The organism is Colwellia sp. Arc7-D (assembly GCF_003061515.1).
In the GTDB taxonomy this organism is placed as follows: domain Bacteria; phylum Pseudomonadota; class Gammaproteobacteria; order Enterobacterales; family Alteromonadaceae; genus Cognaticolwellia.
Genome location: NZ_CP028924.1, coordinates 4203472 through 4227150, shown reverse-complemented (window position 1 = coordinate 4227150; position 23679 = coordinate 4203472). Strand labels below are relative to the sequence as shown.

Sequence of the window (23679 nt, the reverse complement as noted above, 5' to 3'; positions counted from 1 at the left end):
ACGTTTGAATTAGTCTGCAGAATTTACGGCGTAGAGTTTATGAAGTAGAAATAGAAGAGCTAAAAAGGAATGTTTCTGCCAAACCTTATTTGGATAAAGTCTGGCAGAAAATTAATCCCCTACACTTAGGGTTACATTATTTGTGTAGGGGGCTGTTCTAAAGAAATATTATGCTAAATCGAAGCGATCAGCGTTCATTACTTTTACCCACGCCGCGACAAAGTCATGAACAAATTTTTCTTTATTATCATCCTGCGCATAAACTTCACTGTAAGCACGAAGAATAGAGTTTGAACCAAATATTAGATCAACACGTGTTGCTGTCCATTTAACTTTATCTGATTTACGTTCACGAATTTCATATAAGTTGTCGCCTACAGGCTGCCACTTATAGTTCATATCCGTTAAGTTCACGAAATAATCGTTTGACAATACACCTTCACTTTCTGTGAATACACCATGTTTAGTGCCACCGTGGTTAGTGCCTAACATACGCATGCCGCCAATTAATACGGTCATTTCATGTGCGGTTAATCCCATCAGTTGTGTACGATCAAGCATTAGCTCTTCCGCGCTAACTTTGTAATCACCTTTAAGCCAATTACGATATGCATCATGCAACGGTTCTAATACTTCGAATGAGTCGACATCAGTTAACTCATCTGTAGTATCACCGCGGCCAGGGGCAAAAGGTACAGTAACATCTACACCAGCAGCTTTAGCTGCCTGTTCAATACCAACATTACCGGCTAACACAATAACGTCAGCAATGCTGACACCGCTACTGACAGCAATACCTTCAAGCGTTGTTAATACTTTGCTTAGGCGAGCTGGTTCGTTACCTTGCCAATCTTTTTGTGGCGCAAGGCGAATACGTGCACCATTAGCACCACCACGTTTGTCAGAGTCACGATAGGTTCGTGCGCTATCCCAAGCGGTGGCAACCATGTCACTAATACTTAAGCCGCTGGCTGTTATTTTTTCTTTCACTGATTCAACGTCATAATCAGTCATACCAGCAGGTACAGGGTCTTGCCAAATCAGATCTTCTTGCGGTACTTCTGCTCCTAAATAGCGAACTTTTGGACCCATATCGCGATGGGTTAATTTGAACCATGCACGCGCGAAAACATCAGAAAAATATTCTGCATCATTAGCAAATCGCTCAGTTATCTCACGATAAGCTGGATCCATTTTCATGGCCATATCAGCGTCTGTCATGATTGGCATAGTGCGAACTGTTGGGTCTTCAACATCAACAGGTTTATCTTCTTCTTTAATGTCGACAGGCTGCCATTGCCAAGCACCAGCGGGGCTCTTTTTGAGTTCCCATTCGTGTTTAAGTAACATAGAGAAGTAACCGTTATCCCATTGGGTAGGGTTTGTTGTCCAAGCACCTTCAATACCACTTGTTACTGTGTCGCGGCCAATACCGCGCTCGGCTTTGTTGTTCCAGCCCGTGCCTTGTTCAGAAATGTCGGCGGCCTCTGGTTCTCTGCCAAGTTTTGATGCATCACCATTACCGTGACATTTACCTACCGTATGACCACCCGCAGTTAGTGCAACCGTTTCTTCATCGTTCATTGCCATACGCTCAAAAGTAACGCGTATATCATGGGCTGTTTTTAAAGGATCTGGATTGCCATCTACACCTTCAGGGTTGACGTAGATCAATCCCATCATTACTGAGGCTAGTGGGTTTTCTAAATCACGTTCGCCTGAATAACGGCTATTCTCACTGTCACTTGGCGCAAGCCATTCTTTTTCTGCACCCCAGTAAGTATCTTTTTCTGGATGCCAAATATCTTCACGACCAAATGCGAAACCAAAGGTTTTTAAACCCATAGATTGGTAAGCGATAGTACCGGCATAAGTAATTAAATCTGCCCAGCTAAGTTGGTTACCGTATTTCTTTTTGATCGGCCAAAGTAAGCGACGTGCTTTATCTAAATTTGCATTGTCAGGCCAAGAGTTTATCGGAGTAAATCGTTGATTTCCGGTTGCTGCACCACCTCGGCCATCAGCGATACGATATGTACCTGCAGCATGCCAAGTCATACGAATCATTAAACCACCATAATGTCCCCAGTCAGCAGGCCACCAATCTTGGCTATCAGTCATTAATTCGTGCAAATCTTTGTTTAGAGCCGCTATATCGAGGTTTTTCACTGTTTCGCGATAATTAAAATCTGGGGCCATTGGATTAGTTTTACTATCATGCTGATGAAGAATGTCGAGATTTAACGCTTTTGGCCACCATTGCATATTTGTCATTGAGCTTTCTGTCGCTCCACCGTGCATCACAGGGCATTTTCCACTAGCGGTTTTTTTATCATTCATATTAAATTTCCTTGGGTGAATTACTACAGATATATCAGGTCATCGGATTGTACGGCAGAGTTACTTAACGCGATCACATGGTTAGAAAAACTAGCAGTTAAACAATCGAATAATATAGACCTAAATTTATATCAAAAAGTTTCAGATAAATTGGTTTAAGTTGACTCAAATAATTAAAAGCGCCAGTGGTTAAGTGACGCTTAATATAGTTAATTATTTTCGTGCAAATAAGGTATTAACCATCAGCAGCATCTTGTACTGCTTCACCTGCACTTTCTATATCTTGTCCGGCACCTTCTATTGTGGCACAAGCACCTAAAGCGCTGCTCAGCAACAATACCGTTAAGATAGATTTTATGTGTGCATAGTATGTTTTTGCTTTCATTTTGCTTTCCTTTTAGGTTGTTAGCTTATTGTGATTAAAAATATTAAATTGTGCATTTTTGTTATTTAATTGAGTATGGCTCAATTAAGCATTTTTGCTGTCAATTTCGTTAGTAGTTGAGCTATTACAGCATTTTTTTGAACTCGCTTTATCATCACCATTTTTATCCGCCTTTTGGCTCAACATGGTATTTAATTTTTCACCACCTTTAGCACCAAAATCTAACGTTCTTATTGGGAATGGTATTAATATGTCAGCTTGTTCGAGCGATGATTTTATTTTTACTATCGCTTCATGTCTTGCTTTCATAAACCCGGTTTCGCCTGGATAATCTATCCAAAACCAAACTAATAAATTAATACTACTGTCTGCAAAGCTTTCTGCAAAAACTGCCGTTTCATCTTGTTTGATAATAAAGTCACACTCATTGAGTGCTTCTACAATAACCTCAGCGGCCACTTCAGGATCATCCGCGTAAGATATACCTACAGGTACTTCAATACGTCTTATGCCATTAATGCTGTAATTGGTTAGCACATTTCTAAAGAGTATTTTGTTTGGAATCACTTCCAGCTGTCCGAAAAAGGTTTCAACCAATGTATTGCGTAAATTGATGGTTTTAACGGTACCAAAAATTTCTTCTGTTTTTACAATGTCACCGATTTGAAATGGTTTTCTAATACCCATAGCAATACCAGCAATCAAGTTCTCGGTCATATCTTGAAAGGCAAAACCTATGGCTAAACCAATAATACCCGCACCGGCTAATAATGAGGTAACTGTGCCTTGTAAACCAAGAAAATCTAATGCCACAAATATGCCTGAAAGTAGCACAACAACTTTAATAATCGATGATAGCAAGTCAGCTATTTGTTTGGAGTCGAGGGCCTTTCTTAATACCTTTCGAGTAACATTTCCGACAATTCTGGCGATAATGGAAAATATAATCGCGATGAAAACTGCCACAACCATATTTGGCAGGTGCTGAATACCTGCCTCTAACCATAGTTGAAGCTTTTCGTTGATGAGTGGCCAGAATTTATCTAACTCAATTAATTTCATTGTTTTCCTTAATTTTCTTAGCGTGTGCTTTTAGTATTTTTATGTAAATTCAACTCTTTATTGAATGTCATCATCATCAGAATCAATTGGGATAATTATGCTGTTCATTGTTAGCCTCTTTATATGCCGTGGTTATTAAGATGTCATTAAAGATAATCAAGACTTATGCCAATCCATAAGCTACTGATATTGATATGTTAATTTTTTGTGTTGATCGATTAGGTAAAGAAGCCATGTAACTTTTACAGGGTAAATTGTTAAGCCTGCAATTTTGTGGTTAATTACTTTATAGCCTTATTAAATTAAGAGTAATGCTAACTTTATTCGTCATTACTTAAGATATTTAACGATTTTGGCATAACCTCTATATGTAAACGATTCGTTGAAAATACTTCTCCATCAATAACATATTCAAGTTCATGATCTGCAGTGATAACAATTTTCTTAGCATAGTTATGTTCACTTTGAACGGGCTGTGATTGCTCGGTAAGGCCAGACCAAGCTAATTCAGCTAAACTTAGTACATTATCAGTCATGTCTTGTTGAGGTGATATCCAAGTAACATCGAGTAAACCATCTTTAATATTCGGTGCACCTCTGCCTTGCGCTAATATCGTGGTGAATGGTGCGGCATTGGCGATAACTAAACTCGTTGTATCGACAGATTGTTCAGGGTGATCATCTATTTTTATTTTCAGGGCTAATACTTCATTGCTGTTTACTGCTTGGAAAAATGCTTGTAGGTATGCGAATTGACCACCGTTATTTTTCTCTTCTCGATTAGCACCAGTGATCATCTTGTTTTCAAAACCTAAACCTGCAAGCAGTAGCATTAAGTTTTCGTTGCATTTAGCACTATCAATTTTAGTTTTTTGACCCGCAATAATAACGTCGCATGCTGTGCTAAGCGGAATAAATTTTGAGCTGATGCCAAAAAGTACATGTGCAAGTGCGTTCGCTGTACCCATAGGTAAAATCCCCATGGTTATATCTGTTTCTACTAATTCTGTTGCTACTTCAGTTAATGTGCCATCACCACCGCTGGCAATAATAGTATTGGCCCCGTTTTTAATCGCTTGTTGGGTTAACGTTTTAGCAGAAATTTCTTTGGTTGTTTCTAAAATATTGCAAACAAAATAGGGGGATAATCGTTGAATCACTTCGGCTTTATTTTCCAGCCATTTACCACCGCCAGATACTGGGTTGGCGATTATCCAGATATTATTTTGTTTTGTGAATAAGTTATCTTTATTAAACTGTACTAATGCTCGCAGCTGCGCCTTATTCAACCCTGCAGTCGAGCGTATTCCTGTTATTTTTTCTAATGCTTGAGCAACGTTGAGCGATTTATTTTTACTTAATAAATAAGCTGCCATCACCAAAACTGATCTACCACGACCCAAAGCACAATGTATAACTACGCCATTAGCATTTGAAATATGGTTGTCTACCCAATGAACCGCTTTAAGTAACTCTTCTGACTTAGGACTTTTGTGATCTAATACAGGTAAATTATAATAAGCTAATTCTTCATTCTCGGCTGTCCAATCTAAACCATCGAACTCGGCAGTAACGTCCAGTATTGCACTGACACCTTGTTTTCTTAAATAAGGAATATCTGACGGAAAAAGTCGGCATGCCAAAAACAGGTTTTTCTCAATTTCTTGAATGGCAGGTACTTTGTCATATTTTCTCGCCCATGCGTTATACAGTTGTGTGCCTAATAAAAAAGGAATAAAAATCCAACGAATATAGAAAGGTATGCTGCCATTACTTTTTTTTCTGAAAATCCAAGGTAAATCGAAAATATAAGCTAAGCTAACTAGCGATAAAGACAGGCCAACCCAAGCAAAAATAACTTTAAAGTAGAGTGTGCTCGTTAATAAAAGTGCTAAAAATGCCAAAATGGCGCCAATAAGATAATATTTCACGATAAACATGCAATGACTCCTATTTTCGATCGCTGGTTAAGTTGGGCTAATAAATTAGATTAACTTTGCTTAAATAAACTTTAGTTGAACACCGAAGCCAATGCGTTGTTGATGACGATTATAATCGACTAACGAATCGCCATAGCCATTAAAATATTGCATTAAAAGCTCATACCTTTCACTTATTGGGTAAGAAAGGTTAAGTTCAATACTGCCTTTATTATTACTGGTTTTTAGGTTGTTTCTCATTAACGCCATGACATTGAAGTCGCCAAGCGTAGTGCCGTAACCGAACTCTGTATGGCCCATAAATGTGGTTATATCTGGGTTGTCATCACCAGTTGAGTCGAAGGGATCATCTTTTTCATCTTCCTTAATTCGATACCAAGCTTTTATGTGGTAAAAGGAATCTGCATCACTGAACATTGCTGATGCAAATAATCTATTCCAGCTTCGTGATCGTAAACCACTTTGACCATTAGATTGATGGCTTAATCCAAACCGAATTTGGTTGAATTTAAAACCCGCGAAAGTGAGCTCATTTCTCCACGAATAAAATAATTCGGGTTCATAATTAGTTTCTCTAAAGGGTTTTGAAGCTTCACCATTGTAAACTTGCCAATATGAAACCGCTGTAAAAGCCATGTATAAGCCAGAGGTGCTATTTTCTACTTGGTATAACGGTAACTTAACGCTGATTTGATATTTTGCTTCTATGTTGTCAACGTTTTCAGTACTTAAACCGCTAGCGCTGAGGGTATTTGGATCACTGACATAAGAGAAAGGCAATATATAATTTAGCCTATGTTGTGAAAATGCAAATGGATTATCAATGGCTTCACCTACAGCCTCGGAACGTTGGTCGAAAATTGACGTAAGCTCTAAATCATTAGCTTTGGTTTCAGCACTGATACCAAAGCTAATAAGCAAAGTCGCACTTATTAGTAATATTTTTTTCCAACTCAGCATTAGTGTTGAGTTGAAGTTATAGGTAAATTTTTTAATCAATTTGACATCTCTGCTTGATATTGAACAGCTAACTCTGTTTTTTGGCTAGCGCTTAAGTTTTTACCGGCCTGTTGAAAAAACTCTCTTTCTTCCTCAGCCAAGTGATGGAGCACTTTGTGTTGTAATGCTTTCATGGTTTTCAACCAAACGGGTGAATCCATATCTGTTGTTTCTAACTTTGCAATAAATTCGTCGATATCATGATGTTCAGCAATAGCATGTCGAGCGAGTTCTATTGTGCTATCGAGCTTCATCAATGGCATGTAAAAGTGACGTTCTTCGGCAATAGAGTGCTGTTTGAGTTGATGCTTTAAATCAACAAAAAAGTCGCGTCTACTAGCTGAATCACCGGTAGTGTCAACTAACGCTTTCATTAACAATCTTTGTTTTTCATGATCACTGCTCAGTGCGGCAAAAATATCCATAGAAGTACCTCGTTTTATTCATCGTTTAATCGATTACTAATACTCACAAACTTAATGAATAGATCACTTAGTGAGGTTTTTAAAACCGCCTTACTTAGGCAACTTTAGAGAACAGTAATTCGATATGTAAGAGGGTATTACACCCGCTGAAGTTAATTGATTTTATATAAGCGAGATACGTACCAATATTTTAATAACATTAAAGTGCTGTTTAATAAGACTTTTGTTGTTTTGTGAATTGTACTGAGTTTAGCGTGTTAGAAACATTTACACGTAGGTAGGTAATTATTTTAGGGTTGTTAAGGTCTAGAAGCCCTTAATTACGCAGCTATTTAAGGACTTTTAGATCAGGGCTTTTAAAATATCAAGATTAATGGGTTTTAATATCGCTTTATTAATACCTGCCTGTTTCAATGCCTGTTCAGGTACTGTTGCGCCACTCACTAATATTAGTGTTATATCTGGGTAAGTGTGTTTAATTGATTGAGCTAAATCGAGACCGTTGGCATCTGGTAGATGCAGATCAAGTAATACTGTCGTCCAGTTACTTTCGTTGTGCAGTAGGTCTTGGCATATTTGAGCTGTTTGTGCTTTTACTGCTTCAACACCTAGAGATTCAAGTAATAGTACGGTTACATCAGCGGCGTCTTCATCGTCTTCAACCACTAAAATTCGCTGTGCACTGGCTTGCAATATATTTGAGTTTGGTTGGTTTTCTACCATGAGATAGTTAGCTAAGCTTTGGTATAGCTCGTGTTTGTCTATTGGCTTGGCAACAATATGATTAAAGCCAAGTGCTAGTAACTCTTGTTTTACACCTTTCATGGTGGCAGCAGTAACAGCAACAATAGGGTTGTTAAAATCTAACGCTCTTAATTTTTGAATCGCTCGTTTGCCGTCTAATGTTGGCATGTGAATATCCATTAAAACAAGATCAAAACTATGACCTTTTTCACGAGCTAATTCACATTCTTCTATTGCTTGTAAGCCGTTGGATGCATAACTAACATTGAGGCCAAACGATTGACAAATATGACCAATTAATCGTCTGATATCATCCATATCATCAACGACTAATACCTGCCCTTGTAATGGCGTGAGTGTTAAAAATTCATGGGTTGAATGTTCTTGCTCAAAAGCCAGTAGCACTCGTTCTTGATTAACAATATCGCCAGGATCGATGGAAAATGTAAATTCGCTACCTTGATTTACAACAGATTGAACGTTGATTGAACCGCCCATATGCTGAATTAATTCAGTACAAATTGATAAACCTAAACCTGCACCTTGTTCTTTTCTTGATATAAAATCTTCAACTTGCTCAAAGGGCTTAAATATATTGCCTAACATATTCTCTGGAATACCTTGGCCTGTGTCTACGACTGAAAATTTCAGCATTTCTTTTTCATTGATTAGCTCAGTCCAAACACTTAACGAAACTTGACCTTTTTCGGTAAATTTAATGCCGTTATGAAGTAAGTTAATTATTACTTGGCGAAGGCGTACAGGATCGGAATATATTTCTAAAGGTAATGGGGTGCGCGCGTGCATTACTAATTTAAGGTTTTGATCTGTAGCATGCACTTGCATTAAGCAAAATATATCTGCGATGAAACTGTCTAAGTTAATGGTTGAAAAGTTGTATTCGAGTTTACCAACGGCAATTTTTGATAAATCCAGGACATTGTTTAACAAGCCTAATAAGTGTTTGCCATTATTGAATATAATATTGAGTTCAGTTTCAGCATTTGGTGCTTTATTACTGTTTAATAATATTTCGGTATAGCCGAGTATTGAGGTTAATGGTGTTCGAAGTTCATGACTTAAGTGTGCGAGAAACCTATCTTTTGATTGATTTTGCATTTCGGCGTTTATACGCTCAACCCGTTCATTTTCAATTTCTTGTCGAGCCAGGGCATACCTAATAGCACGAGCAAATCTTGAGGTGGTAATTTCACCCTTAACGAGATAATCAACAGCGCCAGCAGCTAACGCAGACTGATCAAGCGTCTCGTCTGATTGGCCTGTTAACATTATTATAGGTGTAGAACAGCCGGCTTTTGATGCTTTTTCTAATACCGTTAAACCATTGTATGCACCAAGCTGATAATCAAGCAGGCAAATATCATGCTTTCCAAGGTTAAGCTGCTCCAGTGCTTTTGTTGGATTGGTTACCCAGTCTATTTCAAATGTATGTGAGTCTAACTGATTCAGATATTCACTGGTGAGAATGTAATCATCTTCATCATCTTCAACAAGTAGTACACGAGCAACGGGTGTGGGCATATTTTTTATATTCATTGGCTTTTTATAATTTATTCATTGGGTAACTCAACAAATTCTATCCAATATTTACCTAGCGCTTTCATTAGCTCTACTAAACCTTCAAAGTTAACCGGTTTAGTAATATAAGATGCCGCGCCTAAGTTATATCCTTTAACTTTATCTTCTTCTTGTCCTGAAGTGGTCAGAATAACAACCGGTATATTTTGTAATTCTGCATCTGCTTTAATTTCTTTCAGTGCTTCTCTGCCATCTTTTCTTGGCATGTTTAAATCAAGCAGAATTAACCCCGGTCTTGGTGAGGTGGCAGGATCTGCGTATTTACCTTCTCTTCTGAGGTATTCGAGTAGCTCCACGCCGTCTTCTACACAATATAAGTTATTGCGAACTCTACTTTCTTGTAAGGCGTCTTGTGTTAATAAACGATCATCTTCATCGTCATCGGCCATCAAAATAGTGAAAGGTTTACCTTTACTACTTAGCATTAGTATCTTCTCCAGTTAAGTTAATTAAAGTGTTATTAACAGGAATTTCAATCCTGAATTGTGTTCCCTCACCCAATATACTGGTTGCTGAAATTTTACCGCCATGCCTTTCTACAATTCGCCTGCTTATGGCTAAACCAATCCCCGTACCTTTATATTCAGTTCTGGCATGTAGCCGTTGAAAAGGTACAAATATTTTATCGGCAAACTCTTGTTCAAAGCCAATGCCATTATCTTTTACGGTGATGATATGCCATTGCTCTTGAGCAATTTCTTGTTGGCAATATTGTATGATAATTATTGGCTTAACATCTTCTTTTCGAAACTTAATCGCGTTAGAAATTAAGTTTATAAAAAGGTGGTGCATTTGGCTCGCGTCAGCATTAATTTCGGGTAAATCATCCAGTAAAATTTTTGCACCGCTTTCTTCTATACTGATCTCTATGTCGCCAATGGTACTTTCAATAAGATGTTGTAAAGGCACATTGGTAAAAGGTTTTCCGCGAGTGGATATACGCGAAAACTCGAGCAAATCATTGATCAAATTTGACATTCGCTCGGCCGCATTTTTCATTCTGTTGATGTAATCAGCGCCCTTTTCGTCTAATGATTGTGCGTAGTTTGTTTGTAACCGGTCACCAAAAGCACGAATTTTTCTTAGCGGTTCTTGTAAATCATGTGAAGCTACAAAGGCAAAATCTTCTAGTTCACGGTTACTGCGTGATAACTCATCTGAATAAAGCGTGAGTTCTTTGGTTCGAGCAGCAACTTTTTGCGCTAATTCTTCATTTTGTTGTTCAAGTTGAAGACGATATTTTACTTCACTTTTGGTATTTAATCGGGCAAAAAAGGCTAAGCCTAAAAGTAATAAAGCACTGGTAATACCCGAAATAGCGAAAGTAACTTTTGCTTCTCGCTCAACTGTTGAAAGCACGGCAAATAAGGTGTTTCGGTGGTTTATCTCGAGTATTTTTATATATTCTAATTCGGCTCGTAACTCTTTATACAAGTTACGACCCGCACCTGTCATCACAAGTTTTAACGCGCGTTTTTCTTTGTCAGCGAGTGCTAATTCAACGGTCTTTTTTAATTCATTTGTTTTTTGCTCTACCAGTATCAGTAAAGCTGCAATTCGCTCTGTTTGTTCTGGTACTTCGGAGCGAAGTTTTCGGGTATTGGTAAGTTGATCGCTTAAGCTATCTAATGCATCTTCATAGGGGGTTAAATATTCTGGTATTTCAGTCAGTAAATAGCCACGCTGGCCTGTTTCAGCCATCAAAACTAAATTATGTAAGTTATTTATTTCCCCTATAATATCTCCGGTATTATATAAACTGGCCTGAGTATCAGATAAATCTTCAATGGTTTTTATGGCTAAATAACCATTAGTTATTATCACCATAACGATGATACTTGTAATCAGCCCCCAGTTAAATACTGCGTTTTCGAAAAGCTTTTTAATGGGCATGTTTACTCGCTTTCTGGTCAATTATTACCATCTGAAATATTTTTATAAACGTTTGATATACAATAAAAAGCATTACGATTGAGACAGTTCAGCAATATCTTGCAAACGTTTGCTACAATCTTGGCAAGCGACCAGTATTTTATCGATGGCAGCTATTGCTTTTTCCTTTGGCATATCGTTTTCTAACACCATTTTGATTAATTCTGCCTGCATAGAAATTCTATTTAAAGGCGCTCGAGTATCATGTATTAAATGATTAATATCGTTGTTTTCTTGATTCACTGCACTACCTCATCATAGTTTGTTAAAAGCTACTTACTCTGCTATTAATCTGTAAAGTCACCGTAAGCATGTAATCTGTTGTATAAGGTTTTGGTACTTATGCCTAACATTTCAGCTGCTTGTGTTTTGTTGCCATCAACTTTATCTAAGGTGACACGAATAAGCTCTTTTTCAAGCCCTTCAATTGTTTGTCCTGCCGATACGGCAGATGATTGATTTGTTGCAGCAGCAAAGGGCGAGATAAAACTACTTGGTAATTGTATGGTTTTGGTTGCTGGTTCACTCATAATAAAAGCACGGTGTATAGCGTGTCTAAGCTCCCTAACATTACCAGGCCAAGGGGTATTTTTTAATGTCTCTAATTGTGCTGTTGTCCAAACAAATTCTGCATCATTTTCATTGTTCAGCTGTTGTAAAAACACTTCGGCAAGTAAAGGAATGTCTTCTTTTCTTTCGCTCAATGATGGGATGCTAATTGGAAAAACGGCTAAACGATAATACACATCTTCACGAATTACTTTTCCTTCAGCTAATTCAGCCATTGTTCTGTTTGTAGCAGAAACTACACGACAATTAACTTCAATTTCTTGTGTACCACCAACCGGGATAACACGCTTATTTTCTAATGCGCGTAATAAATTTGGTTGCATGTCGAGCGGCATTTCAGTTATTTCATCAAGAAAAAGTGTGCCATTGCCGGCCCTAACAAATACCCCTTCTTTGCGAGCAACCGCGCCTGTAAATGCGCCTTTTTCATGACCAAACAGCTCACTACTAATTAACTCTTTTGATAAAGCCCCGCAGTTGGTAGCAATGATGGGGTCAGTTGCGCCAGTGGATGCATGAATTGCATTCGCAACAACTTCTTTACCTACACCACTTTCTCCCATGAGCATTACGTTAGCTGAGGTTTTAGCTACGCGCTCAATCATAGTATATAGCTCTTGCATAGGTTTTGACTCACCTACAAGGCAACCAAAGTGTAATGTTGGCATTTTACTGTTGATTTTTTTGGGCTTTTTGGTGTTTCTATTCAGTGTCGCTTCAATATCTTCGCGTTGTAATGGTTTTACAATGTAGTTAACTTTTGGACCACACAAGCCTGCAAGCATACCTTTTACCGAAGGGTGACCTGTTATTAAAGTCACATAAGGGCTAAGTTGATTTTTTTTCAAAAAATCTATCAAGTGTAAGCCGCTGCCATCGGGCAACATAAAATCAAGCAAAACATGATCAAATTGTTGATTGGTTAACCATTCTTCTGCTTCTTTTAAGGTAGACGCTACATAAACATCATGACCTAAAAATTCTATTATTTGGCACGCGACTTCTGTAAATTCAGCATCGTCATCAACCAATAGCACCTGTAGCATATTTTATTCCCTTATAAACGTAATCGATATACGTTTTTTCTTTATAAAGAGATCATAACAAATAAGATGAAATGAAACTAACTAACTTGAATAGGTATTTGGTGCTTGGATGTTCTCGCTATTAATCGTCATGGCTTAGTCTCAGGTTTAGGAACACTTATAGCTTCATTGGTCCAAAACATTGATTACTGCTATTATCTTTAAATAAATTAGTGCTTATTTTTCAATAGCTTTTGGTTTTTGTTGCGGCGGTAATAAGGTAAAAAGAATAAAATGATCCCAGTAATTGAGATGACAATCATGATGACGGCAATTGGCAGTGTAAACCAGAGGTTTGCTTTATCTTGCCAGTAACTTGCATCGTGCAACTGCTCAATGATATCTGAACGTCGAAAGGCCGTTTTTAAAACCTCTCCGGTTGTGGCATCAATTTGAATTTCCCAGTGCGACTTCGCGCGTATTTTGATAATGCCTTTATTTGGTCGTACATCTAAGCGATCTATGGCTTGCCAAGAGTCTATTTCTGCAACTTTTACTGTTTTAGCAATGGTGAGTATTTGCGAAAAACTGATACTGGGCTGGTTGAACTGACCTTTTGTGCTCGCTGGCTGAATGTATTCAACTTCTTTTTTTAATAACAGTAAAATCCCTGTCACTAAAATAACCAAAAAGGGTATGGCGATAGCTATACTTGCCCATCGATGGGTGCTGCGGTTGATTCTATTAAAGTTCATCACTACTCGTTTGTTCTTTGATGTTTGTGTGAATTAAAAGCGCCATAAGCCACTTATATTGATAGTACGCTCAGGTTGATAAGCGGCGTCTTCGTCGCTTGAGGCTCGATATTCATTGTCGGTGATATTAAGTATCGACATACTTAAGGTTATATCTTCACTGAGTTGATAGTCCCCTGTTATTTGCCAAATAAGTTCACTAGCTTGTGTGCTTTCTGATGGACCAACATCAGAACGTTCGAGCAATACCGTTAATTGCTGACGGATATTAATTGCATTATGTTGCCAATTTAGTGCCCATTTAAGTGCTTTGGGTAAACCATCATCAACCGTATTGTTATTTATATCACGCGATTGTTGCCACTGTAATCCTAAACTTGTTTGCCATTGTGGGTTAATGCGCCAATCATTAATGAGTTCAAAGCCTCTGATCGTTACGCGCTCGCTGTTACGGTAATAGCGAATGTTATCGAGAGTGTAGCGTTCTATATAGTCATCAATATCATAATGGTAGGCATTAAAACGTGTGGAAAATTCAGGTGTTAACTGGTGGTTTATCGATATTTGCAACCCTAGGCTTTGTTCAGGTTCAAGATCCATATTTCCTTGGGTATTCCCTCTGGGTGTTTCACCAGAAAAAAAGAGTTCACTTACTGTTGGAAAGCGAAACGCATTCGCGATTTGTATGCTGGCGAAAGTTTGTGCTGATAGTGTGTAAGAAATATCAGCAGATAAGGATAAAAAATTATCGCGTTTAGTTTGCTGTTGAGCAGAGACATTAATACTGTCAAATCGTGCACCTGTAGCTAGGGTGAGTTTGTTAACATGCCAATCATGTAAAATATACGCTGCGTAAGTATCTTCATCGGCATCAACCACGGTTTTTGCCCAAGCAAGCTCGCCACCACTAGTAAATTCACGCTCACTAATATCGATATTATGACGCCCGAACCACTCTAGGCCGAGTACGGTATTATCTACAAGCCAAGAGCCATAAGCACCATAGGTGTTTGATTGGTAGTCAGTGATATTACTTCTGGCTGTTGCTTGGTTGTCATCTAGACGAACTATGTGTGTTTGCCATTGTTGTTGATGTTGATAGAGTTTTACTTTCCATTGTCCTAGTGATGAAAATTCAATTTGTGACAACAAGTGATCGTCTTGTGGATAGCTACTGATCCGTTGCTGAGGAAAGGTACTGGAACTTTTTCCAATGTCATCACCTTGGCTGATAATACTCGAAGCAAAAATATCAATATCATGCCACGTGAATGCTGCCGATAAAGTGGCGGCCAGTTGTTGATATTGAGTGTTCAGTTCAGTGCTGGAGGTACCTTCATTACTTGGAGAACGTCCATTGTCGGCTTGACGATGAATTACACTGGCGCTAATTGACTCACCATTAAAGCGTGCCCAAATATGTTGTGCATTATCTTGAGGCTGCATGGTTATGCCCACTGCTGAGCTATTAAATGCGTTAGTGGCAATACTAATAACGCCACCCATGGCGTCAGAACCGTATAAAGTGGATTGAGGTCCTTTTTGAATATAAACCCCAGAAATTAATTCACTTGGAATAAAAGAAACGGCATTGCCTGCACGTCGATCGGTGATAATAGGTATGCCATCGACTTCTGTTTTAATACGTGAGCGACTAAAGCCTCTAATATTGTAACTTTGAAATAATCCTCCTTGGCCATTGAGCGCAACGCCTGCTTGCTGTGTAATTATATTTGCCACCGTATTCGGAGCTTGAACAGTTTGCTCGGGATGCACCATAATATTGTCACTGGTACGACTATCGTCGAGTGATTTTATCGACTTATTATAAGAAATAGTCATGGTTTCAGTGGTACTTGGCTCGGGGACCGTATAGCCATAACTTAGACAAGGTAATACAGCTAAAAATAAATGCGTTATAGACTTCAACGTCGTTGTAAATTTAAACATAATCAATAGCTTAATCGGTTAAGTGGATAATGACAGACTGTGAATTAGTACTGGTGATAAAACGTGTTAAATTTTGTTCTGCAGGGCCTTTTTTTACTTGCCATAAAGCGTCAAATCTAGCGCCATGACAAGGACAAATAAAACCAAGTTCTGTTGGTGTAAGTGCGCAGCCATTGTGTGTGCATGCTAATAACGATGCTGCGAAGTGATCATTATCAATTTTTACCACACCAATAGCATATTTATTATAGGCTACGGTAACGTTACTACGGTGATTAAATAATGTTTTTTCGATGAAAATTTGCTTACCGACTCGCTTTGATTCCACATGAACCATTGTGCTTTTGCATGCCGGTAATAAGCAGTTACTTGCTAAGCATGCCGTTTTTAAAAATGAGCGGCGTTTCATGAAACTTTACCAGCAGATGATCGAGCTTTATCATTGTTTTTGATCGGCTGACGGTTTTTTCCACGTGTCGATTTTCGACCTGTACGAATGTGAAAATAGAGTAAAGCGGGTAAGCATATACCGACAATAGCATGGGCATTGCCAAGTAAAACGTGCCAATCTTCAGTAACTAAATAATAAAGTGAATAGGCTGACAAGAGAGAAAAAACGATAAAACAGAGCATAGTAAGCCCCGATTTTTTTGCTTGATCCTTGTACCAAGTTTTTGGAATATGAGAAGTAAATATAGCACCTAACGCCATTAGCATAAAAAATGCTGCAAAACCGTGAAGTTGCAAAGTTGGATATTGCAAAAAGTGCGATTCAGGCCCAAAGTCACCTTCGACCATGGCAAATTCTCGCAGTAGCCAGAAAGTTGCACCGCTTAATGCACTGACTACTAAATTAAAATAAAAAATATAACGATATTTTTTGGCAATTTTTCGACTGATATTCGACATGTAAATGCTCTAGATTAATTGACGACTAAAGCCAAAACGATTAATGCTGATCGCAGTGGCGTTGTAGTCTGTTAATATCTGTTTTGCTTGTTGGCGCTCGACCAACAAGGCAACTTTCGTTAATGCATCAGCGTGCATGGCTTTTTCAGAAAAAACCGACATACTGCCTTTAATTTTTACATAATGGTTAGCTATTGGATTAAAATATTGTGAGCCACCTTCATTATAATAACTAGCACTTGTGGCTAATGCCGTATTGGCCATTTGTAGCTTTTTTAAGGCGCTGAAGCGTTTGCCATATTTGATCTCTACTTTTTTATTTTGCCAATCAATGACACGCATATCGCCACCTGCATTAATGCTCCCGCAAATGTCTTCGGGTAAAAGTGCAATCGCTTGGTCAACGGCATAACCTTTCGCGACTCCACCTAAATCAATAATAATGGGTCGCTTACTGCTTATTTGGTTGTTACTGATTAAGACATCAGCAAATGTGCCTAATGGTTGATTATGTTCGAACGAATTAGCTAAAAATAAATGCTCAGGCAAGTGCTTATCATTGACTAATTTGGAAGCAACGCTGAGATCGTAATAGCCTTGTGTACTTTTAAATAACGCATGAGCAAAAGCTAAGATAACTGATAGGTCGTCGGTAAGATTGTGTGCAGATTGTGGTGCAGTTAATAGTGCTCTATTCAATACTGATATGTCACTTTCTGGAGCGTGAAAACTCAGCGCATGGTGGATGCGTTCTATTTCATTGAACGCGATATTTGACCAATGCACGAGATCTTTTTCTGGTAGATCACCATACAAATCAACTTCGATAAAGGTACCAAGCAAAGGCTTACAGCGCTTTATTGTGTGATTAGAGGCCACATGTTTTATCCATTAACGCGCTACCTTACTCAACACGGTAGACCAAGTGTGGTTAAGTCGGTTAATACCGTCAGTAACATGTCGGCATGACAGTGTTGCACCAGAAATGTTTCTGATTTGTTTATCTAACTTTAAAAATTCGCTGCTATCTTTACCGTAAAATTGTGCTCGCCATTTTGGATGCATAATTTGATCACCATAGGTTTCACGATAAGTAAGTACTTCAATACCCATCACTTTACCTTCAGCACTAATCGCTACTGCTAAATCGATATTTTCGTGTTTACCTATGACTTGATCAACAATAAACCATCCACCATCTTCAGAGCGCCAGCCATTTATAAAATGATTACGGACGCGAATATCAGCAAGTTCTTCAATTAGATCTGCCTGTGCTTCGCTTAACGTGATTGGTGTTGGTGTAAGGTTTTGGTCTGGCCACAATATTTTTTGGGCCTGTTCAATCGTCAAATAATTTTTTGCAAATGCGAGCTGAATAGGTAGCGCGAAACTTGCCGCTGTAGCGACTAAACCTTTCAAAAATCGTCTGCGTAACATGCTCATGATCTAAGTAATCCGCTGTATATGGTTAATACGAAAAAGACTTACAAATGAATGTAAGCCTTATTGAGGTCAATCAACACAATTGAAAATATTAAAATTCATAGCCGTATGATAAGCCGATGTGCATTTTTTCATGCTCATCCCAGTTACGGCCATTTCGTACATCGGCATATTCAGAGCCGCCGCCACTGATTTGCCATAAAACGCCCGCTGTAGCCCACCATTTTTTTTCTGCAAAATGCAATGTAGGTCCAAAATAGTTACCGTTTTGATGTTGGCTGCCAATACGGAAGTCAGTTAAATCAAAATTAGTTTTATCTAAACCAAGGGTGTAACCTTCTTCATCAAAACCGCCTTCAGTATTGCCTTGTTCTGCTTTATCTTGAGGGTTTAAATAATCAGACTGGTGTCTAAACTCTAGGCCGATAAACCATTGTGGTGCGAAACGGTATGAAATACCTGCTGAGATATCAACGGCAAACTCATCTTCGACAACCGAACCTGATTTTCTGCGTTCAAATTCAGTTTTAATATTAAGTACGGTAATTACAGTGTCATCAAGAAAATCTTTCTGGAAAAATAGCGTTCCAACAAATGAGTTTTGATCAATGTCAGCACCATCTAAACGATACTTGTCACGACGCTCATAACTTAATCCATATGAAAAGCCGAAAGCATCTTTATACGGGCTTAAAACATTATATTTCATGGCCAACTCGTAACCGGCAAATTGTGTATCGCTAAATTTGCCAGTACCATCGCCTGCTTCACACATTGGACATGGCGCGCCATCTGCTTCTGAGCCTACATCGTAATCGTGAATAAAAATAATCGCTTCAGCGGCAATGGTGAGTTTATCCGTTACACCGTATTCAATTTCAGGTCGAATATCGTGAAAGGTGTAATGATCACCCGCATTTTTATCTAAACGAATAGTGTCAGCAATTTTAAATTCATAGCTGTTAGCTGGACGTGTGTCTGTACCTTTAGCATAAACCCATAAATTTTCGCCTGCAGAAGCAATAAAAGTTGTCGTAGATATTGCTGCCGCTATGAGAGTGTTGAAATTGAGTTTCATCTTATTTTGAACCTAGTTTTTATCGAAAAAGCGATTGTTGTTATGCAAAATATTATAAGGTGTTACAAAACGTAACGCAACTGATAATTGTTATCATTAGCGTTTTGTTTTGAGGAGTTTCCAATTTTTTTGGGCTGACACGTGTCTAAGATTGTAAAATGAAAAATTGAGAAATCATTGCAGATTGGAGTGTTGTTTTTATTGTAAATTTAGCTATGCGAAGATTGCTGACTTAAGTGGATATATCAATGTGGTGATTATTGCTCTTACTAATACTATTTTGTATGTGTACTTAGAATTATATTTGCTTAGTGGTGCAGATATGTGGGCGTAACTAAGGTTTATATACCCGAAAAATTAATATATTTGATAGGATTTATACTTAGGATGAATTTCTAAGTAGTCACACCAAGTACTAAAATTTTGGTAGTTGAACTGTTTATCTGTAGCACTTATCCAAGGGGATGAAGACTTAACTTGTAATTGAAATTTTATTCTGTGGCCATCTATAGCGACATAACAAGCTAAAGGCTCGAATGTTTCGTTTTTAATTTTTACTTGTGCAAAACCATTTGAATCGCCAAAACTGACCGTTATTTTGGGTGATGCTAAAATAACTGGGCTGATCAAAATGGCTACGGCACAAAAGTATTTTGTTATATTCATAGGTTAACTTTCTGTTTTTAAATAAATTTAAGGTATAATTTTTCTAAAATAACTCAAGTGTAATTAAAAATATCTGAAGATAATTTGATTATACCATTGAAAGCGACTTCGCGTGTCTCCATAACTATTATCACAACAAAACATGTGTCAAAAATGACAAAGATTAAAGACGCAGTAAAAAGAGACCCTATTCATGGCTAACATTACCCCGATTAAAAAAGAAACTCATCAGAATATTAAAATCGCTGCAAAACGTGATTTATCAAATGTATCTACTCAACATATTGCACCGATCACCGCACCCGAGTTTTCTCAAGCGGCCACGAGTTACCCTGTTGTATTTGTAAAAGATCAAGGTAGCGAACGTTACCGTAGTGTTGTTATGTTGGGCTTAGAGTCCGGCGAAAACTTATATTATAAAGAAGATTCTTGGCAGGCAGTTTATGTTCCGCAAAGTATTTCAATGTCACCTTTTTCTCTAGGTCTAGACCCTGAGAAAGAAAAAACATTAACGGCTTGTATAGATTTAGACAGTAAATTTGTCGGCGAAGATAATGAACATGAGTTGTTTGATGCTGAAGGCAATGACACAGAGTTCTTTAAAGGCGTACAAGATTCACTGGGTCGTTTATACGACAATGAAGTAATGAACGAAAAATTCATTAAAGAATTAGTCGATAATGATTTATTACTAGAACTTGAGCTTAATGTAAATTTTGCTTCAGGTGAAACTAAGAAACTTGTTGGCTTATACAGTGTTGACGAAAAGAAAATTCAAGCATTAAGTGATGAGCAAGTACTTGATTTTCATAAACGTGGTTTGTTTATTCCAATTCACGCAATGTTAGGCTCTGTTGGTCAAGTTAATCGTTTAGCTCAATTGCGTAATCAGAGTGAATCAACAGCTAAAGTAAATGCTATTCGCTTTTCACCAGTAACAGTTGAAGCTGAAAAATAACACTTAAGTAAAGCTAGTAAAAAAAAGACCTGTTGGTCTTTTTTTTTTTGCTTAAAATTTAAGATATTACGAAGCCTTCGTTTAATTTTTAGCCAGAACAGTATTAATTGATGAATCTACATTAAACGTCTGATAGGATGATTTTGGCTGATGGTGTTTAATTGATGTAGGGTTAGGGATTTATACCGTATGACTGTTCAGAAAAAATTACCAAGTGATATTGAAGAAAACATCCAAAACTTGGCGGGTGATATTTATTTACAAATTGAAGATAAAATCACTGCATTACTCACTAATTATAGCGATAATATTGACGTTAGCCCTGAAATTGTTACCACGCACCCACTTTATATGGCGCTTGAAGAACAGTTTCAGTCGCAGCAATTACTGGCTACTAAAAGCCAACAAGAAAATAATAGTGAGCTTGAAATATTAAAAGCAGAACAAAAAGCGCAGCATAACCAATTAGCACAACTTCAAGAAGAACTCTCCAACGCAGAAAATCTTAACAGCGCTAAGCTAACAGACTCAGAACAAATTTTGAAAGATAAACTGGCTGAAAACTCACAGTTAGTTAAACAAGTTGCAACACTTAATCAAGAGAACGAGCAGCAGCAACAGCAATTAAAAACCGTAAGTTTAGCTGCAGAAAATGCGACAACAACGCTAAATGAATTAACCACAGAAAAAGACGCATTAGCCAAAAATGACAAGGCTAAAGCTGCAACGCTTGCGGTTCAAAATCAGCAATACTCTGATTTACAGCTTAAATTTGATCAAGTATCGAGTGAGTTAGAATACTTAAAAGCAGAACAAGAGCATAAATTACTGTCAAGTAGTGAGCAGTTGAATCATGAACAGCAACAAGCAAACTTATTACATGAGCAAATTTCTACTTTACAGAAAGAGCTGAAAAATAAACAAGTAAGTATTGATCAGCAGCAAGCAACGATAACTAAAGTAGAGCACGAAAATAGTGACTTAACTTTAAAAGTGAATAGCCAAGAGCAAACGATAGTCCAAATTGAGCAAGACGCGGTTTCTGCACAACAGCAATATGAAAAAGAAAAACAACAAATTAATGACAAGTGGCTTAATGAGCAAGAAAAAAATTCCCTCGTTTTAAAGCAATTGTCAGTCGATAATGAACAGGTCATTAAACAAATTCACGAAGCGGAGCGCGATACACAAGCACTTGAAAACAAGCTTGCAGAAGCCAATGAAGAACTAGTTGCCGCTAATAAGCAACAATTTCAGGTAGCGGAGACGGTGAATTCACTTGAACAGCAATTGCAAAAAGAGTTGTCAGTATCCGCTAAACTTAATGCCGATAATTTACATTTAAAAACGTCTTTAGAACAAGCCGAACTCAAGCATAACAGCAACAATGAACAACAAACTAAGCAGATAGCTGAGTTAACACAAACCCTAGAACAAAGTGTTACTGAGGCGAAAAATAGCCAACAAACTATTGCCGATTTATCGCAAGAAAATCATACCCAACTAGAAAAAATCAATGATCTGTTAAGTCAAAATGAAAATGAGCAGTTGAAGTTTAAACAAGCCATTGATAAGCAAGATGAAAACCATAAGCAAGTGGTGACCGGGCATCTACAGGTTTTAACCGATAAAAACAAAGCACTTACCGAGTTACAGCGACAGGCTGATACAACAGCGTCTGATTTAACGCAGCAGCTCGAAGCACAAGTGACAAAGACAGAAACAGCAATGTCTAAGTTTTCTGAATTAGAGCTTTCTTATACCCAGGCCTTAGAAAATTTAGAAAAAATAGAGCAAGATTTAAATAAAAAACAAACACAATTAACAACTGTTAAAGCAGAGTTAGACCAAGATAGAGCAAGAACAGCGAAAAATAGACTGCTGCATCAAGAAAATAAAGGCAAGCAAGAAGTAGAATATAATAAAGCCCGTGAAACAATAAAATATCTTCGTGATGAAAACACTGAGTTAAATCGAAAATTAGACCAGCAAATTAATGAGCTCGAAGATAAACTAACTGAATATCGATTGCGCTTTGAGTATGCGCAGAAGCAGATAACAAAATTAAGCAAATAAGCGATAACTACGGGTAATTTTTGTAAACAGTACTTTTATCCGTTCATAAACCCTATTTTTAATGCCACCGTTTTAACGAACTCATTATGGATAAAAACATGCCGGTTAAACTGGGCGCTTGCAACTTGATGTAACTCGCATCTTAATGGTATATCGGTATATAATACCTTCCTTTTTCAATCTAAATAACGAGACTCTACGTGTCGATAAACCTACCTTTTAATAAATTAAGCCAATGGCAACAGGTGGCATTTTGTGCAGCATTACTTGAGCGCATGATACCAAATTATCAAATGTTTTCAGAGCATACCGAGTTTGGTAATTTTAAGATTTTGAGAAATCAGTTAGACCTTATTTGGCAATGGTTAGATAAAGCCAACCGTTGCAAAATTAACTATGATGCCCAAATAGCAAAACTTGAAGAACAAGTGCCTGATCCTGAATTATTTGATTTTTTAGGGGTATTTCCTGCGCTTGATAGTGCAATGGCATTAATGTCGTTATTTCAAGCAATGCAAGACCCTGAAAGCGATGGTTTTATCAACGTGAGTAAGTTGTCAGAAAACAGTGTTAGTTATTATGTTGAGTTGAGCTTAGCTCAGCAAATTGACGAAATAACGCCAGAAGAAGACGAGATAATGATCTCAGAGCAGCAAATTCGTGAACACCCATTAATGCAGTGGGAAATTGCCACACAAAATGAGTTATTTGACTTCTTAACATCAGCCAGTGAAAACAAGGCAAGTTGTGTTAAAGCCAAAGCCTTGGTATTAGAAGAAGGCCTTTCAAATCTAGGTATAGAAATTAACACTGCCTAGTCAAA

The 23679-nt window shown here is 37.8% G+C and carries 22 protein-coding genes; 3 read left to right on the top strand and 19 right to left on the bottom strand.

Annotation, left to right across the window (positions count from 1 at the left end; genetic code table 11):
* Positions 1-168: 168 nt before the first annotated feature.
* The 19 genes from katG to DBO93_RS18275 form a co-directional block, all read right to left on the bottom strand.
* A complete protein-coding gene (katG, locus tag DBO93_RS18365; protein WP_108457629.1) occupies positions 169-2340 on the bottom strand; it encodes a catalase/peroxidase HPI in 2172 nt (723 codons plus the stop codon).
* A gap of 235 nt (positions 2341-2575) precedes the next feature.
* Positions 2576-2725: an entericidin A/B family lipoprotein gene (locus DBO93_RS18360; protein ID WP_108457628.1), complete on the bottom strand. Its 150-nt coding sequence runs from the start codon at positions 2723-2725 to the stop codon at positions 2576-2578.
* An 84-nt stretch (positions 2726-2809) separates the two neighbouring features.
* Positions 2810-3787 (bottom strand): mechanosensitive ion channel family protein, encoded by a 978-nt coding sequence (locus DBO93_RS18355; protein ID WP_108457627.1) that lies wholly within the window; start codon positions 3785-3787, stop codon positions 2810-2812.
* A 320-nt stretch (positions 3788-4107) separates the two neighbouring features.
* Positions 4108-5727: a diacylglycerol kinase family protein gene (locus DBO93_RS18350; RefSeq protein ID WP_108457626.1), complete on the bottom strand. Its 1620-nt coding sequence runs from the start codon at positions 5725-5727 to the stop codon at positions 4108-4110.
* Between the two features lie 60 nt (positions 5728-5787).
* The gene (locus DBO93_RS18345; protein WP_239059042.1) at positions 5788-6726 is read right to left on the bottom strand and encodes a phospholipase A; all 939 of its coding nucleotides are present in this window, start codon (positions 6724-6726) and stop codon (positions 5788-5790) included.
* Complete coding sequence (locus DBO93_RS18340) at positions 6723-7151, bottom strand: hemerythrin domain-containing protein (RefSeq protein ID WP_108457625.1); 429 nt, start codon at positions 7149-7151, stop codon at positions 6723-6725. The genes DBO93_RS18345 and DBO93_RS18340 overlap by 4 nt, the downstream gene beginning before the upstream one ends.
* Positions 7152-7493: 342 nt before the next feature.
* Entirely contained in the window at positions 7494-9437 is a 1944-nt protein-coding gene (locus tag DBO93_RS18335) for a response regulator (RefSeq protein WP_108457624.1), read from the bottom strand.
* Positions 9438-9466: 29 nt separating this feature from the next.
* Positions 9467-9919 (bottom strand): response regulator, encoded by a 453-nt coding sequence (locus DBO93_RS18330; RefSeq protein WP_108457623.1) that lies wholly within the window; start codon positions 9917-9919, stop codon positions 9467-9469.
* Positions 9909-11387, bottom strand: coding sequence for a sensor histidine kinase (locus DBO93_RS18325; RefSeq protein WP_108457622.1), 1479 nt, complete (start codon positions 11385-11387; stop codon positions 9909-9911). Before DBO93_RS18325 ends, DBO93_RS18330 begins: the two co-directional genes overlap by 11 nt.
* A 72-nt stretch (positions 11388-11459) precedes the next feature.
* The gene (locus DBO93_RS18320) at positions 11460-11669 is read right to left on the bottom strand and encodes a histidine kinase (RefSeq protein ID WP_108457621.1); all 210 of its coding nucleotides are present in this window, start codon (positions 11667-11669) and stop codon (positions 11460-11462) included.
* Positions 11670-11713: 44 nt separating this feature from the next.
* Positions 11714-13042: a sigma-54 dependent transcriptional regulator gene (locus DBO93_RS18315; RefSeq protein ID WP_108457620.1), complete on the bottom strand. Its 1329-nt coding sequence runs from the start codon at positions 13040-13042 to the stop codon at positions 11714-11716.
* Positions 13043-13251: 209 nt separating this feature from the next.
* On the bottom strand, positions 13252-13776 hold the full coding sequence (locus DBO93_RS18310) for a PepSY-associated TM helix domain-containing protein (protein ID WP_108457619.1): 525 nt from the start codon (positions 13774-13776) through the stop codon (positions 13252-13254).
* Between the two features lie 33 nt (positions 13777-13809).
* A complete protein-coding gene (locus DBO93_RS18305; protein ID WP_108457618.1) occupies positions 13810-15726 on the bottom strand; it encodes a TonB-dependent receptor in 1917 nt (638 codons plus the stop codon).
* Between the two features lie 10 nt (positions 15727-15736).
* The gene (locus tag DBO93_RS18300; RefSeq protein WP_108457617.1) at positions 15737-16135 is read right to left on the bottom strand and encodes a Rieske 2Fe-2S domain-containing protein; all 399 of its coding nucleotides are present in this window, start codon (positions 16133-16135) and stop codon (positions 15737-15739) included.
* Positions 16132-16635: a hypothetical protein gene (locus tag DBO93_RS18295; RefSeq protein WP_108457616.1), complete on the bottom strand. Its 504-nt coding sequence runs from the start codon at positions 16633-16635 to the stop codon at positions 16132-16134. Before DBO93_RS18295 ends, DBO93_RS18300 begins: the two co-directional genes overlap by 4 nt.
* A gap of 9 nt (positions 16636-16644) precedes the next feature.
* Positions 16645-17514 carry an FAD:protein FMN transferase gene (locus DBO93_RS18290; protein WP_162533829.1) on the bottom strand — a complete coding sequence of 290 codons (870 nt, stop codon included), beginning with the start codon at positions 17512-17514 and terminating at the stop codon, positions 16645-16647.
* A gap of 12 nt (positions 17515-17526) precedes the next feature.
* Positions 17527-18078: an FMN-binding protein gene (locus tag DBO93_RS18285; protein ID WP_239059041.1), complete on the bottom strand. Its 552-nt coding sequence runs from the start codon at positions 18076-18078 to the stop codon at positions 17527-17529.
* 91 nt (positions 18079-18169) lie between these two features.
* A complete protein-coding gene (locus tag DBO93_RS18280; protein WP_108457613.1) occupies positions 18170-19156 on the bottom strand; it encodes a DUF6662 family protein in 987 nt (328 codons plus the stop codon).
* A gap of 357 nt (positions 19157-19513) precedes the next feature.
* Positions 19514-19822: a hypothetical protein gene (locus DBO93_RS18275; RefSeq protein WP_108457612.1), complete on the bottom strand. Its 309-nt coding sequence runs from the start codon at positions 19820-19822 to the stop codon at positions 19514-19516.
* 193 nt (positions 19823-20015) lie between these two features.
* Between DBO93_RS18275 and DBO93_RS18270 the strand changes: the two genes are divergently transcribed.
* The 3 genes from DBO93_RS18270 (at position 20016) to DBO93_RS18260 (ending at position 23674) form a co-directional block, all read left to right on the top strand.
* Positions 20016-20780, top strand: a complete 765-nt coding sequence (locus tag DBO93_RS18270; protein WP_108457611.1) for a SapC family protein — start codon at positions 20016-20018, stop codon at positions 20778-20780.
* A 189-nt stretch (positions 20781-20969) separates the two neighbouring features.
* A complete protein-coding gene (locus tag DBO93_RS18265) occupies positions 20970-22856 on the top strand; it encodes a hypothetical protein (protein ID WP_108457610.1) in 1887 nt (628 codons plus the stop codon).
* A 200-nt stretch (positions 22857-23056) separates the two neighbouring features.
* Positions 23057-23674 carry a YjaG family protein gene (locus tag DBO93_RS18260; RefSeq protein WP_108457609.1) on the top strand — a complete coding sequence of 206 codons (618 nt, stop codon included), beginning with the start codon at positions 23057-23059 and terminating at the stop codon, positions 23672-23674.
* The last annotated feature ends 5 nt before the right edge of the window (positions 23675-23679 follow it).